The following is a 15,761-nucleotide window of genomic DNA, read 5'->3' as shown; positions in this document are numbered from 1 at the left end:
ATGCAGCTCCTGTCGCACCACGAGGGCGTGTCGCCCGACAAGCCGGCCCTGGTGTTCGAGCCCAGTGGCCACATGATCACCTACGGCGAGCTGTCCGAGCGGACGGCCCGGCTGCGCCGGCTCCTGTGGCGCCAGGGACTGCGTCGCGGCGACCATGTGGCGATCCTCATGGAGAACCACCCGCGCTTCCTGGAGATCTGCTGGGCGGCGCTGAAGAGCGGCCTCTACATCACCGCCATCAACCGCTACCTCACGCCGCCCGAGGCGGGATTCATCCTCCAGGACTGCAGCGCCGCCGTGCTGATGACGTCGGCCCATATGGCCGAGACGGCGGCCGGCGCCGTGGCCCATGCGCCCGGCTGCAAGGTCCGGCTGATGGTCGACGGTGTGGCCGAGGGTTTCAACTCCTACGAGGCGGCGCTGGCCGCGACGTCCCCCGATGCAGCCGACGAGCCTGTCGAGGATTGGGCCGGCGACTTCATGCTCTACAGCTCGGGCTCCACCGGCCGGCCCAAGGGCATCAAGCGGCCGCTCCAGGACTGTCCGATCGAGGACGGCTGGCGGCTCAGGCCCAGCCAGGCCAAGTACGGCTTCGGGCCTAAGATGGCTTATCTCTCGCCGGCGCCGCTCTATCACTCGGCGCCGCTGAGCTACGTGCTGGGAACGCACTACTTCGGCGGCACGGCCGTCGTCATGGAGCGGTTCGAACCGGCCGACGCCCTGGCGCTCATCGAACGCCACCGGATCACCCACAGCCAGTGGGTGCCCACCATGTTCGTCCGCTTCCTCAAGATGACCGAGGCCGAGCGCACAGCCCATGACCTTTCCAGCCATCGCTGCGCCGTCCACTCGGCCGCGCCGTGCCCGGTCGAGGTGAAGCGGGCCATGATCGAATGGTGGGGGCCGATCATCGAGGAGTACTTCGGCGCCACCGAGGGCAACGGCTCGACCAGCATCACCAGCGCCGAATGGCTGGAGCGGCCCGGATCGGTCGGCCGGGCGCGCGCCGGGATCATCCACATCTGCGGCGAAGACGGCGAGGACCTGCCGCCCGGCGAGATCGGCCAGATCTACTTCGAGCAGCCGACGCTGGTGTTCCGCTATCACAACGACGACGCGAAGACGGCGTCCGCGCAGCATCCGAGGCGCCCGACATGGACCTCGGTCGGCGACATCGGATACGTCGACGACCAGGGCTATCTGTTCCTCACCGACCGCAAGAGCTTCATGATCATCTCGGGCGGGGTGAACATCTATCCGCAGGCGATCGAGAACGCCCTGGTCCTGCATCCCAAGGTGGCCGACGTGGCGGTCATCGGCGTGCCCAATCCCGACTTCGGCGAAGAGGTGAAGGCCATCGTGGAGCCCGCTGCGGGCGTCGCCGGCACGCCCGAGCTGGCCGCCGAACTCACGGCCTTCCTGGGCGGGCGGATCGCGAAACACACCATCCCGCGCAGCTTCGACTTCATGGAGACGCTGCCGCGACTGCCGACGGGCAAGCTCTCGAAGCAGGCGCTCAAGGCGAACTACTGGCCGGCGACGGCGCGTTGAGCGCGCAGCGGGGATCCGGGGGGACATCGTGACGGAAGCTGTCGTTGGAGAGACGCCCCGCGCCGGGGCCGGGGCCGGGGTCGTGGTCGGAGATGCGCCGCCGGTTTCGGCCCGCTACCGGACCTATGCGCTGATCCTGCTGATGCTGATCAATGCGGTGAACATCCTGGACCGGATGGTCATCACCAACCTGATCGAGCCGATCAAGGAGGACCTGAACCTCACCGACGGACAGGTGGGCGCCATGGCCGGCTTCTACTTCGCCGTGGTCTATACGCTGCTGGGCATCCCTCTGGCGCGCTGGGCCGACCGGGGTGACCGGCCGCGCATCCTGACCCTGGCGCTCACGGTGTGGAGCGGGTTCTCGCTGCTGGGCGGCTTCGCGCAGAACTTCGCGATGCTGGTGGCTTCCAGGATGGGCGTCGCGGTGGGGGAGGCGGGATGCTCGCCCACCGCCCATTCGCTGCTGACCGAGTACACTCCCCGTGAAAAGCGGGCGATGGCGTTGTCGGTGTATTCGATGGGGGGACCCATCGGGGCCATGGCCGGCATGGCGATGGGCGCCGTGGTGGCCGAGTCCTACGGGTGGCGGACGGCCTTCCTCGTGGCCGGCATGCCCGGACTTGTCCTGGCGCTGTTTGCGATCTTCACCCTCAAGGAGCCCCGGCGGGCGCTCAAGGCGGCCGGGGCCGCGGCGGCGCGGGCCGCCGAGCACGTCCCGATCCGCGCGGCGGTGCGGGTGCTGTCGCGCAAGCCCACATTCTGGTTCTTCGCCATCGGGGCGGCCTTGTACGCGGTGGTGGCCTACGCCCACTCGCATTTCCTGGCTTCGTACTTCGTGCGCAACTACACGCCCGAGCTGACCGAACTGGCGGCCGGGTTCGGGATGCAACCGCGCGGCTTCCTGGGGACCGCACTGGGCGTGATCTCGGGCGTCGGGGGCATCGCGGGCTCGCTGATCGGCGGCTGGTTCGCCGACCGGTTCGGTGCGCGCGACCTGCGCTGGTACGGGGTGCTGCCGGCCGTCTTCCCGCTGCTTTCGACCCCCCTGCTGTGGTGGGCCTTTCTGACGCCGAACCTTCCGCTGGCCCTCCTGCTGCTGATCGTGCCGACCATCGGGCATGCGCTCTGGTACGGGCCGGTCTACGGTGGGGTGCAGGGGTTGGTGCCGCCTGGTATGCGCGCCACGGCGGCCGCGGTGCTGCTGTTCGTGATGAACATGATCGGCCTGGGCGGCGGCCCGACGCTGTTCGGGATCGCGAACGACATGATGACGAACCGGCTGCTGGCGGACGCCGGCCTCACCGTCTCGGCCTGTCATCAGGCCGTGGGCGAAGCGGCGGCGATCTGCGCCACGGCCAGTGCAAAGGGCATTCGCGAGACCATGCTGTGGTCGACCGCCCTGATGATCCTGCCCATGATCTGCTTCTGGCTCAGCCGCCGGACGATCCGCCAGGACATGGAAAGCTGAGCTTGCGGGGCGCCTCCGGCCGGATGCGGCGGCCGGGGCCTCGTTTCCGCAGAGCCAGTCTGCACAAAGCGTAACTGTTCGCGGCGCGGTCCAGCCCTTATCTCCATCTCGTCCGGCGCAGCCGCCGGAAGAAAGGAGACAAGGCTGTGAAACTCCTGATCGCGACCGCCGTGCTCGCCGGCTCGCTGGGCCTGCTGGCCAGCGACTGGGCCACCGGCGGGCTCGCCTACCTGTAGGTCAGCCCTATCTGCAGGTCGGCCCTGTCTGCAGGTCAGCCGCGCGCGCGCAATTCGCCCAGGACGCGCGCCAGATCGCCCTCGCGGAAGGGTTTCTGGAGGACGGGCGAACCCTTGTCGACATCCCGCAGGCCCGCGTCGCCGTAGCCGGTGGCGAAGGCGAAGGGCGCGCCCTTTTCCCGGAGCAGGTCCGCGAGCGGGAAGATGGGCTGGCCGCCCAGGTTCACGTCAAGGACAGCGCAGTCCAACTCGGCGCGGTTGGCCAGGTCTATCGCCTCTTCCAGCCGGGCGGCGGGTCCGACGACCACGCAGCCGAGGTCGGCCAGCATGTCCTCGATCAGCATCGAGACCATCATCTCGTCCTCGACGACAAGGACGCGAAGCCCCTGCAGATCGGCCTGGCTCGTCATACCCCGGACTCCAATACCCGCGTCGGCGAATTCACTCGGCATCCGTGCATCCCGCAAATGAAAAGTGGAGCCCATACAGATTGTCACGGGGCCGACTCGCCCGTTCGGCGGGTCGTCGTCGTCCGACAGCCCGATCCTGAAGCCCGAACGCCCAAGCGTGGCCTTGGTTCCGGACGAGGCCGCTCGTGACCTTCCTGCGTCGGCGCGCCGCAGGCCGGGCGGTTGGCCCTTCGCCTTTCGGAAACACTTCGGCCGGACACTGGCCGCAGGTCGGAGGACCGATTCGATGTTCGACTTCACGGTTCGGGCCCGCAGCGGCCATTGGGTGCTCCAGGACGCCGAGGCCGGCGACCTCGGCGCCTACGAGACCCGGGACGAGGCCCTGGCGGCGGCCGGCGACTGGCTGCGCCTGATCGAACAGCCCTGGCCGGTGCTGATCTGCGACGACGACGGCGAGTGGCGCCAGACGCTGGTGGAGCCGACGCGCCCGCACTGAATCTTGCGCCACATTACGGGGCGTTAAAGTATTAAGTCGCTGTAATTATCTTAAATCGGTGTCATTACTCCCTATTCACGGGAGTTGATCCGAACATCGAAGTATTCGTTTCCTCGCCGGCGGACATCACCGCCGGGGCACAAACCGCTCCGAAGGAAACGACGATGACCAACCTGACCGCCAAGATCTCCGGCGTCGCCATGCTGGCCCTGGCCGCCCTCCCCATGGTCGCGATCCCCGCCTCGGCCCTGGCCGCCCCCGCCGTGCAGGTCGCCGACCTGAACGTGCTGACCGCCGAAGGCTCGGCGACGTTCCAGGCCCGCGCCGAACGCGCCGCCCGCGACTTCTGCCGCAACGAAGCCCGCCTGAGCCGCGCCGCCGACTGCCGCGCCGCGGTGGAACAGGAACTCGCCGAGAAGTTCGCCGACCTGCGTCTGGCCGCCTTGCCCCAGGCCCGGACGCTCGCCGCCCGCTAGCTCCCCCTTCCGTAGCGGACGTGCGAAAAAGGGCCCGAGGCCGCCCCAGCCTCGGGCCCGTCGCATTTCCGGATGCGGCCCGGATCAGGCCGCGTCCACCAGGACGACCTCCGCGTCTTCCAGCGCGGTCACCTTCAGGACGTCCTCGTCCCGCACCGCCGCCCCGTCGCGGGTGTTCAGCCGGACGCCGTTGACCTCGATGCTGCCCACCGCCGGCACCAGGTAGGCGTGGCGGCCCTTGCCCAGCACATATTCGGTCGTCTCGCCGGCCCTGAGCGTCGCGCCGGACACCCGCCCGTCCGTGCGGATCGGCAGGGCGTCGTCGTCGCCCGGGACGCCGCTGGCCAGGGTGACGAACCGTCCGGCCCGGTCGCCCTTCGGGAAGGGCCTGGCGCCCCAGCTCGGCGCGCCGCCGCGCGCGGTCGGCTCGATCCAGATCTGGAACAGCGTCGTGGTCTCGGGCTCCAGGTTGTACTCCGCATGGCGGATGCCCGAGCCGGCGCTCATCACCTGCACGTCGCCCGCCGCGGTCCGGCCCTGGTTGCCCAGGCTGTCCTGGTGGGTGATCGCGCCCGTGCGGACGTAGGTGACGATCTCCATGTCCGCGTGGGGATGCGGCGGGAAGCCGGAATTGGGCGCGATCTCGTCGTCGTTCCACACGCGGATCGGACCCCAGCCCATGTTGTCCGGGTCATGGTAGCCGGCGAACGAGAAGTGGTGGCGGGCCTTGAGCCAGCCGTGGTCGGCGCCGCCCAGGCGCGCGAAGGGTCTGCGGTCGATCATCGTCGTCACTCCCTTGGGGGTGCGGCGCACCCCGTTCGAGGAGGAAGATAATCATTCAATATAGGGTATAAACTCTCCTGAAAGAACTACATTGTTTCCGAAACGGAATTCTTCCCCGGTGACCGGAAGCTGGCTCTGCGCTTCAGCGGCGGTTCATGCGATGCACGCTCAAGCTGGAGATCAGGATCGGCTGAGGAGGCCCGCCATGAACACCCCTGCGACCCGTATCGCCGTCGCCACCCTCGTCGCCGCCTGCGTTCTGGGCGGGGCGGCCCACGCCCAGCCGGGGCGCGGCGCGACGGCCACGCTGTACGACCAACCCAACTTCCAGGGGAACTCGGTCACCATCACCCAGTCGGTGTCCGACCTCAGCCGGTGGCGGTTCAACGACCGCGCCCGCAGTGCGCGCTTCAACGGAACCTGGCGGATCTGCGAGCATGACCAGCTCAAGGGGCGCTGCCAGGAGGTGCGCGGCGACGTTCCCCATCTGAACGCCTACGGCCTGGCCGAGCAGATTTCGTCGCTGGAGCCCGTGGGCCGCCCTGGCGGCGGAGGTTATCCGGGCGGCGGCCATCCCGGTGGCGGCGGCTGGCCGGGCGGGGGCTCGACGTCGCGCGGGATCGAAGGTGACTACACGGTCTTCTTCGCCCGGCCGACCCTCGGCGGCGTCGATGTGGCCGCGGGCCAGCGCGGCGCGGACACCTTCTGCCAGCGGGCCGGCCTGGGCCGGTCCGTCTGGTTCGACTCCAGCACGCGGGCGAACCAGGCGATCGGGCCCGACGGGCAGTATGTCGGCCGCTCCACGGTGATCCGCGACCTGCTCTGCCGGAAGCGTTGACCGCAGGCCGCAGCCCTGTCCCTCTCGGAAGTCCAGAACCGGGAGGGGCGGGATGTGGCGGACGATGATGGCGGTTGCGGCGCTTATGGGCGCGACACCCGGCGCGGCCTGGGCGGCCGACTGGCGGCCGCTCGATCCCGAGAACGCCCTGGTGATCGGCACCACCAAGGGCCGGGTGGTGGTCGAACTGCGGCCCGAGATCGCGCCCAAGGCGGTGGAGCGGATCCGGCTGCTGGCCCGCGAGGGCGTCTACGACGGCCTGCAGTTCCATCGCGTCATCGACGGCTTCGTCGCCCAGACCGGCAATCCGGACAACCGCGACGGCGGCGCCTCGCGCCACCCCGACCTGGCGCCCGAGTTCAGCTTCCGCATCCCGGTCGAGCAGGCGGTGATCGCCGTTTCGCGCAGCGACGCCCGCGAGGGTTTCGTGGGGGCCACGCCCATACAGGCGGTCTCGGAGGGTGAACAGGCGCGCAGCGCCGATCCCCGCCTACGCGGCTGGGGCGCCTATTGCCCGGGCGTGGTGGGCATGGGCCGGCAGGCCGATCCCGGCACCGCCAACAGCGAGATCTTCTTCATGCGCGCGCCGGCCCGGCGGCTGGACCACGAGTACACCGTGGTCGGGCGGGTGGTGGACGGGCTGCCGGCCATCCTGGCGGTGGCCGCGGGCGAGCCGCCCAAGGTTCCTGACCTGATGCTGAAGGTGCGCGTGATGGCCGACCTGCCGCCGGCGGAGCGGCCGGCGATCGAGGTGGCGGACGCGCGAGGACCTGCCTTCAAGGCGCAGGTCGAGGCGTTGAAGCGCGCGAAGGGCGCCGCCTTCAGCATCTGCGACGTCGAGATCCCCTCGCGCCACAGGTGAGCTTGACTGCGACGATGCGCGCAGTTGTTGCAGCGCAGCAGCGTTCGTACATGCGTGGCCCTAGGACGGGTCTGGCATGCGTTACGAAGTGGTCGAGGACGCGGACGAGTGGATCGTCCGCAGCGAAGGGTTCGAACTGGCGCGCTACGGCGACCAGGATTCGGCTCTGCATGACGTCGCCGACCGCCTGCGCGAAGCCGATGCGTCGGCGCCCGCTTCCATCTCGGTGCGCTACCGCAGCCGGCCCGGCTGACGACGCCCCCTTGCCCCCGGCGCGCGCGACGGGCCAGATCGGGGCGCGCCCACGGCGGGCGGTGAGAGCGGGGCGGCCTTGAGATTCCTGAAGACCCTGAGCGTGCAGGTCCTGCTGTCGCTTGCGCTCGGCCTGGCGGCGGGCGCGGCGGTGGCTTGGGGCGGCGGCGTGGGCGGCGCGCGCGTCGTCGAGGCGGTGGAGGCCGTCGGGGGCCTCTGGCTGAACGCGCTGCGCATGACCGTCATCCCGCTGATCTTCGCGGTGCTGGTGACCGGGATCGCCCAGGTGGCGGACGCCGCCGCGACCGGCCGGCTCGCAGGACGCGCCGTGGCCTGGTTCGCCGGGCTGCTGATCGTCTCGGCGGTGACGGCGATCGTCCTGGTGAATGGCCTGCTCGCGGCCTGGCCCGTGGGGGAGGCGGCTGCGGCGGCCCTCCGCGCCGGCGCCGAGGCTCCGGCGCCGGGCGCGGCCACGTCGCCCGACTTCGCCGCCTGGGTCCGCAGCCTGGCGCCCTCCAACCCGATCCGTGCGGCCGCCGAGGACGCCGTCCTGCCGGTGGTGGTCTTCGCCGTCTTCGTGGGCTTCGCCCTGACGCGCCTGCCCGAGGGGCGCGGGCGTACGCTGCTCGAGGTGTTCCAGGCGTTGGGCGACGCCATGATCATCATCGTCCGCTGGGTGCTGATGGCCGCGCCGCTGGGCGTGTTCGCCCTGGCGCTGGGCGTGGGCCTGCGGGCCGGCGTGGGCGTCGCCGGCGTGCTGGGCCAGTACATCGTGGTGGCCTCGGCCGCCGGGCTGGCGGTCAGCATCCTGGCCTACCTGCTCGCCGTGACCGTGGGACGCGTTCCCCTGCCGCGCTGGGCCCAGGCGACCTCGCCGGTCCTGGCCACAGCCTTCGCCACCCAGTCGTCGCTGGCCTGCCTCCCGGCGATGATCGAGCGATCGCGGGACAACCTGGGCGTCCCGCCCCGGATCGCCAACCTCGTGCTGCCGCTGGCGGTGGCGGTCTTCCGCATGACCAGCCCGGCGGTGAATCTGGCGGTCTGCCTGTTCGTCGCCCATATCTACGGGATCGAGCCGACGCCGCTGCAATACGCCGGCGCGGTGCTCGTGGCCCTCGCGGTGAGCATCGGTTCGGTGGGGCTGCCGGGGCAGGTGTCGTTCATCGTCAGCGTCGCGCCCATCTGCCTGGCGCTGGGCCTGCCCATCGAGCTGCTGCCGATCCTGCTGGCGGTGGAGGTCGTGCCCGACATCTTCCGCACCCTGGGCAATGTGACCGGCGACATGGCCGTCACCGCGATCCTCGCGCGCGACGAGCCCGAGGCGGCCGCGGAAGCCTGAGCCTCTGGCCAAGCTTGACCCCCTGGCCAAGCCCGGGCCGTTGCGGCAGGGTCCCCGCCGCCATGACGAACGAACCCTTCTTTCGAAAGGACGCCCAGGGGCGCTTCCTTCCCACCCGCGCCGGCGTCGGCCCCTGGAGCCAGGACAGCCTGCACGGACGCCTGATCATCGGCCTGCTGGGGGCCGAGATCGAGCGCCAGTTCCGTACCCCCGAGTACATGCCCGCGCGCCTGACGGTCGACATGTACCGCCTGCCCGACCTCTCTCCCGTCGAGGTGGTGACCCGCGTGGTCAAGGACGGCTACCGCATCAAGGTGGTGGACGCCGAGTTCATCTCGGGCGGGCAGAGCGCGGGCCGCGCCACCTGCCAGCTCCTGCGGCGCACCGAGAACCCGCCAGGGACCGTCTGGACGCCAGAGCCGTGGGACGTCCCGAAACCCGCCGACATCGTCCCGCCCGACGGCGGCCGGGGCGCGATGGGCGGCATGTGGACCATAAGGCCGATCTCGGGAGGCTTCGGCGAGCCTGGCATGCCGCGGCGGCTATGGATGGCCGAGGTGCGGGAACTGGTGGAGGGCGAGACGTTCACCCCCTACGCGCGCGTCGCCACCGCCGCCGACTTCGCCAGCCCGTTCGCCAACGCCGGCGACCAGGGGCTCGGCTACATCAACTCGGACCTGACCCTCTACCTCCACCGGGATCCTGTGTCGGAGTGGGTGGGCTTCGACGTCATCAACCACGGCGCCAGCGACGGGATCGCCGTCGGTGAATGCCTCGTCTACGACGAGCAGGGCCCGATCGGTTCGGCGAGCTGCACCGCGCTGGCGCAGAAGCGCAAGGCCTAGGCGGGTCCGCCCGAGCTTTCCGTGACCGGGGACTCCGGCGCCGGGGCCTCGCCCTCGGGCGCAGCGATTCCGCCCGGATCGGAGGCGGCGGGCTCAGGCTCGGGCGTCACGGTGGCCTGGAGGGAGTCGTCCGTTGCGGAGGGGCGCACCTCCTGCTGGTTGGCCCGCAGGGTGGCGCCGATGAGGTTCGAGCGGCTCTCCAGCGACGCCGACACCGTCTCGCAGCGCGCGGGCAGGGCCCAGCTCATCCATTCCTGGGCCTTGCGGGCCTTGGTCACCTCGGGGCCGGTGTTCCAGATCTGCCGGCCCTGGCGCACGGCCACGGCGCCGGTCGCGTTGATCGGGCGGACCGAGGCCTTCTCGGCGGCGGTCAGGGCGGCCTGGAACTGCTGGAGTCGCGCGCGGCCGTCGCGCCGCATGTCGGCGTAGACCTTGAGGTCGTCCTCGAGTCGGGTCCCCGGCTTGCGGAACTGTTTCTCGATGCGGGTCACCTCGGGCATCATCTCGTCGTGCAGGTCGAGGTAGCCGCGCAGGGCGCCATAGCACCAGGCCACGAAAGGATAGTCGTCCCGCGGGGCGCCGGGGGGCAGGCGATCCTCCGGCGCCGGGGCGGCCGCCGGTGCGGGCGCAGGGGCCATCTCCGCCGCGGCGGCGGGGTCCTGGGCGAACAGGGCGAGAGCGAGAGCGAAGGGCGTCATTCGGAGCCTTGTATCGTGGGTCGGGGCCTTGTGTCGGCGGATTGTGTCAGCTTCGCGCCGGAACGGCTCCAGCCTTCAGGCCGGTGATCCGTAGCCGCCGCCGCCCGGCGTCTCGATCTCGATCGCGTCGCCAAGCTGGACCGTAACGGAGAAACAGCCGGGAAGTTCACGAATCACCCCGGATGCGGCGATCAAGCGCTGGCGGCCGGGCGCGCCGGGGCCGCCGCCGGCCAGCCCCTGCGGCGCATGTTCGCGCCGCGACGAGAGCAGGGCCGCCTCCATCGGCGCGAGAAACCGGATGCGCCGGACCACGCCGTCGCCGCCGCGTCGCAGGCCGGCTCCGCCCGACCCCTCGCGGATGCGGAACGTCTCCACCCGTACGGGGAACCGACGCTCCAGGATCTCGGGATCGGTGAGCCGGGAATTGGTCATATGGGTATGGACCGCGCTGGCGCCGTCGCGCTCGGCCGTGGCGCCCGCGCCGCCGCAGATGGTCTCGTAATACTGCCGCTGCGCATCGCCGAAGGTGAAGTTGTTCATGGAGCCCTGGGCGTTGGCCATCACCCCCAGGGCGGCATAGAGTGCGTCCACCACGTGCTGGCTGGTCTCGACATTGCCGGCGACGACCGCAGCCGGCGGACGCGGCGCCAGCATCGATCCGTCGCGGGTGCGGATATCCAGCGGCTCCAGGCACCCGGCGTTCAGCGGGATGTCGTCGTCCACGAGAGAGCGGAACACATAGAGCGCGGCGGCGTCCACGATGGCCGAAGGCGCGTTGAAGTTCGAGGCGAGCTGGTCGGCCGACCCGGTGAAGTCCAGCACGGCCTCGCGGCGCGCGGCGTCGACCGTGGTCCGCACCACGATCTCGCCGCCGCCGTCCATGGGAATCCGGGCCGCGCCGTCCGAGAGGCGGCCCACGGCGCGACGGACGGATTCGGCGGCGTTCTGCTGCACGAAGGTCATGTAGCGGGCGACCGCCTGGCCGCCGTAGGTCGCGATCATCGCCGCGACCGCCGTGGCGCCGGCCTGGCTGGCGGCGACCTGGGCCTTCAGGTCGGCGAGGTTGCGGTCGGGGGCGCGGGCGGGCCAGCGCCCGCCGGCCAGGGCCGCGCGGACCTCGGTCTCCAGGAACCGGCCGCCGGCCATGATCGGCAGCGCATCGAGGAGCACGCCTTCCTCGTCGATGGTCGCGGAGAACGGCGGCATGGAGCCGGGCTGGACGCCGCCCACGTCGGCGTGGTGCCCTCGGGCGGCGACGTAGAAGGCGGGCGCGATGTCATGTTCGCCGAGGAACACCGGCATCACCACGGTGATGTCCGGCAGGTGGGTGCCGCCGGCGTAGGGGTTGTTGAGCGCGAAGGCCTGGCCGGCCGCGAGGCGGGGATGCCGGTCGCGCACCGCGCGGACGCTGGCGCCCATCGAGCCCAGATGGACCGGCATGTGCGGGGCGTTGGCCACCAGGCCCCCATCGGCGTCGAAGAGCGCGCAGGAGAAGTCCAGGCGCTCCTTGATGTTCACAGAGTGGGCGGTCCGCTCCAGCGCCGCGCCCATCGCCTCGGCCACGCCCATGAAGCGGCGATTGAACAGTTCCAGGGTGACGGGATCGGGGCGGTCGAGGGCGATGACGTGTTCCTCCGCGGCGTCCGTTCGCGTCAGGCGGACGAGGTCGTCCCCGCCGGCCGTGGCCCGCCAGCCGGGCAGGACGGCGATCTGGGTGTCGGCGCGGACGATCAGCGCGGGGCCGTCGACGGCGTCCAGCGTCTTCGCCTGGATGACGGGAGCCTCCTGCCAGGCGCTGCGGACGAACATCCTCACCCCTCCCTCCCCTCGATGGGGAGGGCGGCCGGAGCGGAGCGACGGCCGGGTGGGGAAAGGAGGATCGTCCGTAGCGTGTGTGGTTGGCGTGGGGACGCGGGGATCGTCTCCGGCCTCAGCCCTCCGGCCCGCACTTCCCCACCCTGGCCGCTTCGCGGCCTGTCCCTCCCCATCGAGGGGCGAGAGGGCCTCCGCCTCGACGGCGGCGATCCGGATGGGCCGCTCCGGCTCCACGAAGCCGAACAGGCGCCGGTGGGCCGATTCGAAGGCGGTGCGGGCGGCCGGGGTGTCCCCCGCGGAGACGGGCAGTTCGGCGTCCGCACCGTCGTAGCGCAGGCGCAGGGTGCGGCGGATATCGGCGACCTCGCCGCCCTGAGCCCTGACGTCGTCCGCGGCGTCGCGCCCCAACCTGTCCAGCGCCGCCCGCGCGATCTCCAGGCCGGCGGCGTCCAGCGGCGCATCGACGCCCGCCTGGCGCAGAGCCGTCACCTGGGCCTGGCCGATGCCCCAGGCCGACAGGACGCTGCCGTAGCCGGGGCAAAGCACTTCGCTGACGCCCAGCGCCTCGGCCGTGTGGCAGGCGACCTGGCCGGCAGCCCCGCCGAACGCCACCAGGGCGTGCTCGCGCGGGTCGAAGCCGCGCTCGGTGGAAATGCGCCGGACGGCCTGGGCCATCTGCTCCACCGCCACCGCCACGAAGCCCTCGGCGGCCGCCTCGACGCTGTCGGCGCCCATCGCGCGGGCGAGTTCGGCCAGGCGGGCGCGGCTGGCGTCGGGATCGAGGGGCGCGGTCCCGTTCGGCCCGAACACCGAGGGGAAGTCGCGAGGGTCCAGCCGGCCCAGCACCAGGTTGGCGTCGGTCACCGTCGCCGGGCCGCCGCGGCCATAGGCGGCCGGGCCGGGGTTCGCGCCCGCGCTGGCCGGGCCGGCGCGGGCCCTCAGGCCGTCGAAACTCAGGATCGACCCGCCGCCGGCCGCCACCGTCTCGACGTCCAGCATCGGGCTGCGCAGCTTCACGCCCGCCACGCGGGCCGTGTCGCGCCGCTCCAGGGCGCCGGCGAAGCGACAGACGTCGGTGGAGGTCCCGCCCATGTCGAACCCCAGGGCCGCGCCGCAGCCCGCCGCCCCGGCCGTGTGCGCGACGCCCACCACGCCGCCGGCAGGTCCGGAGACGACCGCATCCCGGCCGCGGAACGCCTCGGCGCGCACCAGCCCGCCGGCCGAGGTCATGAAGTAGAGCGGCGCGCCCGCTGTCGCCTCGGCCATGCGGCGCACATAGGCCTGGAGCACCGGCGTGAGGTAGGCGTCGGCCACCGTCGTCTCGGCGCGGGGGACGAAGCGGGGCAGGGGCGAGACCTCGGAGCTCAGGGCCACGAAGGGAAAGCCCGCCTCGCGGGCGATCTCCCCGGCCCGGCGCTCGTGCCCGCCATCGAGGTCGGCGTGCAGGAAGGCGACGGCCGCCGAGGCGAATCCCCCGGCCAGGGCCTCCTGTAGCCGCGCGCGCAGGGCCGCTTCGTCCAGCGGGACGACCACCGCGCCGTCGGCCGCCCGCCGCTCGCGGGCCTCCACGACCCCGGCGTACAGGGGAGCGGGCTTGTCGATGTGCAGGGCGAACAGGTCGGGCCGCGCCTGGTCGCCGATGGCTAGGGCGTCGGCGAAACCCTCGGTGGTCACCAGCAGCGTCTTCGCGCCACGCCGCTCCAGCAGGGCGTTGGTGGCGACGGTGGTCCCCATCTTGATGACCCGCACCCGTCCGGCCGGAAAGGGGGCGCCGGCTGGCGCTTCCAGGATGCGCCGCATCGCCTCGACCGCGGCGTCGTCGTAGGCCGGCGAGGCCGACAGCAGCTTGCATGTCGTCTCGGTTCCGTCGTCCCAGCGGCCGATCACGTCGGTGAAGGTGCCGCCGCGGTCGATCCAGAAGGCGCAGAGGCCGCGGTCTGGCATGTTCAAAACCTAACCTCTCCGGTCATTTGGCGATCTCGCCGCTTACTTCATTGACACAGAGAAGGGACGCTAGAGCAGGAAGATGTTCGTGCGCGGCCGCGCCTTCGGCGGCGCGGTGTGCGGATCGACAGGACTCCGGCTGCGGGCGAGTTCATTCGAGACGATGACGAGCGGGCCTAGGCGGGACGTGCCTATCAGAGACGCCCGGGAGGTCCGCGCTGCGACCTGGGATACGATTCCCTAGGTGGGTCAGTCCCAAGCGACCGTGTCTGGTGCTGAGTCGAAGCGCGCAACCCGCGGGGCGGTCTGAGCTGTCTCGTCGTCGACTTGCCGTGGCAACCTATCGCACAGCGCGCCGGGGCATGCCGGCGGCGCGTCGTGCGGCGGCGTCGTAGTAGAACAGCGACTGAGCAGCGTCCTCGGCGCCTGCCGGGTCCAGGGCGCGTCGCAGATAGGCGGCGTAGTGGCCGTAGGCGTTGCGGCAGTGGGTGTCGCGGTCGTTGATCTGCGGCGAGAAGCGGAACCGGTCGAAGTTCGCCAGCGTGTAGCCCGCGCAGGCGCCGTTCGGTGTCAGCCACTCCAGCTGGCCGTGCTCGCCCATCAGCGCCTCCGCGAGAGACGGGGGTTCGGGCAGGGCGTCGTAGGCGACGTGGGCGCCTGCGCGGACCCCTTTCTCCATCTCATCGGCCTGGCGGAGCATCTCGGCGCGGGCCTCGGGGGCGAGGGTCGCCTTGTGCTGTTCCGCGGTATCGCGAAGTTGCCGGGCGGCGGCCGTCATCCGCTCGGCTTGAGTTTGGGACCAGGCGTCAGACGCGATGAGGGAGAGGGTGGCGACCAGTACGGGCGCAAGGTTCAGCCGCATTCGATCGGCTCCGATCAGGTCAGGGATTGGAAGGGGTGGGAATGGGTCGCGGGACGGCCGGCCCGCGCGGCCCGCTAGACGGCGGAGACGCCCCTGCGGCGGCGCAGCACCGAACCCGCGACGCCGAAACCGCAGATCATCATCGCCCAGGCGGCAGGCTCGGGCACGGCGGCGAGCGTCGGGGTGAAGATGAAGTCGTCGATCCCCAGGGCGTCGTCTGCCGCCTGGCCGCTGCCGAGCCGCACGTCGAAATCCGCCCATCGCAAGGTGAGCACGTCGCCGTGCGCGATGTTCAGCCCCGTGATGGCGCCGTTCACGAGGACGCGGTTCGCCGCGGCGTTGCCGTCCCGAATCTGGGCGCCGGTCGTGTTCGGCGCCACGAAGTCGAGCGCGTCGACATCGGTGAAGACACCTGTGTCCAAGGCTCCGGCGCCGAGGCGATAGGCGAAGTCCATGCGGTCGGCGCCGCGTCCCGTCTGTCCCAGGCGCCACTGCTCGCCAACATAGCTGACCGTGAAGCCGGTGATGGTCTTTCCTGTCAGATTGACCAGCTGCACGCCGATCATCGGTTGGAGCACGCCCGTGGTGTTGTGCGTAAGGCCGCCGAAGGCGCGATCGCTCGCGCCGACCTGCCCCAGGCTGAAGGTGTTGCCGCTGTTCTCGGCGCCGTTCGTCGCAAAGTAGCTGTCGTTTCCCGAGGTCCCGAGTTCCAGGAACTCCCAACCCGCCAATCCCCCGGTGCTCTGGCCGGAGTTGGCGAGCGTGTCGAAGTTGTTGGCGTGGACGCCGTCGCCGGTGAGCACGACGGCAGCTTCCGCCTGCCCTCCAAGGGCGGTGAGCAAGGCAAGCGCCAGTGCGCCGCCGCAAAGGTGCGTGGTCATGA

General features: G+C 71.2%; 15 protein-coding genes. 9 read left to right on the top strand and 6 right to left on the bottom strand.

The genetic code is table 11. The features are described 5' to 3' along the window. The gene (locus WG212_RS18290) at nt 1-1,551 is read left to right on the top strand and encodes an acyl-CoA synthetase (protein ID WP_337188550.1); all 1,551 of its coding nucleotides are present in this window, start codon (nt 1-3) and stop codon (nt 1,549-1,551) included. A 28-nt stretch (nt 1,552-1,579) separates the two neighbouring features. After that, a complete protein-coding gene (locus WG212_RS18285) occupies nt 1,580-3,022 on the top strand; it encodes an MFS transporter (protein ID WP_337188549.1) in 1,443 nt (480 codons plus the stop codon). Nucleotides 3,023-3,293: 271 nt separating this feature from the next. On the opposite strand, the gene WG212_RS18280 is transcribed toward WG212_RS18285, so the two are convergent. Next, nucleotides 3,294-3,668 (bottom strand): response regulator, encoded by a 375-nt coding sequence (locus WG212_RS18280; protein ID WP_337188548.1) that lies wholly within the window; start codon nt 3,666-3,668, stop codon nt 3,294-3,296. 286 nt (nt 3,669-3,954) lie between these two features. Between WG212_RS18280 and WG212_RS18275 the strand changes: the two genes are divergently transcribed. Both WG212_RS18275 and WG212_RS18270 read left to right on the top strand, forming a co-directional pair. After that, nucleotides 3,955-4,164 carry a hypothetical protein gene (locus WG212_RS18275; protein ID WP_337188547.1) on the top strand — a complete coding sequence of 70 codons (210 nt, stop codon included), beginning with the start codon at nt 3,955-3,957 and terminating at the stop codon, nt 4,162-4,164. A gap of 164 nt (nt 4,165-4,328) precedes the next feature. Next, nucleotides 4,329-4,640 (top strand): UrcA family protein, encoded by a 312-nt coding sequence (locus WG212_RS18270; RefSeq protein ID WP_337188546.1) that lies wholly within the window; start codon nt 4,329-4,331, stop codon nt 4,638-4,640. 84 nt (nt 4,641-4,724) lie between these two features. On the opposite strand, the gene WG212_RS18265 is transcribed toward WG212_RS18270, so the two are convergent. Next, on the bottom strand, nt 4,725-5,423 hold the full coding sequence (locus tag WG212_RS18265) for a pirin family protein (protein ID WP_337188545.1): 699 nt from the start codon (nt 5,421-5,423) through the stop codon (nt 4,725-4,727). A 205-nt stretch (nt 5,424-5,628) separates the two neighbouring features. Here WG212_RS18265 and WG212_RS18260 point away from each other — a divergent pair, with 205 nt between their 5' ends. The 5 genes from WG212_RS18260 to WG212_RS18240 all read left to right on the top strand — a co-directional run bounded on the left by WG212_RS18260 (nt 5,629) and on the right by WG212_RS18240 (nt 9,559). Beyond that, the gene (locus tag WG212_RS18260) at nt 5,629-6,261 is read left to right on the top strand and encodes a beta/gamma crystallin-related protein (RefSeq protein WP_337188544.1); all 633 of its coding nucleotides are present in this window, start codon (nt 5,629-5,631) and stop codon (nt 6,259-6,261) included. Nucleotides 6,262-6,313: 52 nt separating this feature from the next. Continuing rightward, nucleotides 6,314-7,123, top strand: a complete 810-nt coding sequence (locus WG212_RS18255; RefSeq protein ID WP_337188543.1) for a peptidylprolyl isomerase — start codon at nt 6,314-6,316, stop codon at nt 7,121-7,123. A 76-nt stretch (nt 7,124-7,199) separates the two neighbouring features. Beyond that, nucleotides 7,200-7,376, top strand: coding sequence for a hypothetical protein (locus tag WG212_RS18250; RefSeq protein ID WP_337188542.1), 177 nt, complete (start codon nt 7,200-7,202; stop codon nt 7,374-7,376). A 78-nt stretch (nt 7,377-7,454) separates the two neighbouring features. Further along, nucleotides 7,455-8,714: a cation:dicarboxylase symporter family transporter gene (locus tag WG212_RS18245; protein WP_337188541.1), complete on the top strand. Its 1,260-nt coding sequence runs from the start codon at nt 7,455-7,457 to the stop codon at nt 8,712-8,714. Between the two features lie 62 nt (nt 8,715-8,776). Next, the gene (locus WG212_RS18240) at nt 8,777-9,559 is read left to right on the top strand and encodes a thioesterase family protein (RefSeq protein ID WP_337188540.1); all 783 of its coding nucleotides are present in this window, start codon (nt 8,777-8,779) and stop codon (nt 9,557-9,559) included. Here WG212_RS18240 and WG212_RS18235 read toward each other — a convergent pair. From WG212_RS18235 to WG212_RS18220, 4 genes are all read right to left on the bottom strand, one after another. Further along, nucleotides 9,556-10,257 carry a hypothetical protein gene (locus WG212_RS18235; protein WP_337188539.1) on the bottom strand — a complete coding sequence of 234 codons (702 nt, stop codon included), beginning with the start codon at nt 10,255-10,257 and terminating at the stop codon, nt 9,556-9,558. The genes WG212_RS18240 and WG212_RS18235 overlap by 4 nt on opposite strands. Before the next feature lie 75 nt (nt 10,258-10,332). After that, nucleotides 10,333-14,016, bottom strand: coding sequence for a hydantoinase B/oxoprolinase family protein (locus WG212_RS18230; protein WP_337188572.1), 3,684 nt, complete (start codon nt 14,014-14,016; stop codon nt 10,333-10,335). A gap of 340 nt (nt 14,017-14,356) precedes the next feature. Then, complete coding sequence (locus tag WG212_RS18225) at nt 14,357-14,878, bottom strand: hypothetical protein (protein WP_337188538.1); 522 nt, start codon at nt 14,876-14,878, stop codon at nt 14,357-14,359. Between the two features lie 74 nt (nt 14,879-14,952). Further along, entirely contained in the window at nt 14,953-15,759 is an 807-nt protein-coding gene (locus tag WG212_RS18220; RefSeq protein WP_337188537.1) for a PEPxxWA-CTERM sorting domain-containing protein, read from the bottom strand. Nucleotides 15,760-15,761: the final 2 nt, after the last annotated feature.

It is taken from the genome of Phenylobacterium sp., assembly GCF_037189685.1.
GTDB lineage: Bacteria > Pseudomonadota > Alphaproteobacteria > Caulobacterales > Caulobacteraceae > Phenylobacterium.
This window is presented reverse-complemented; position numbering and strand designations above follow the sequence as displayed.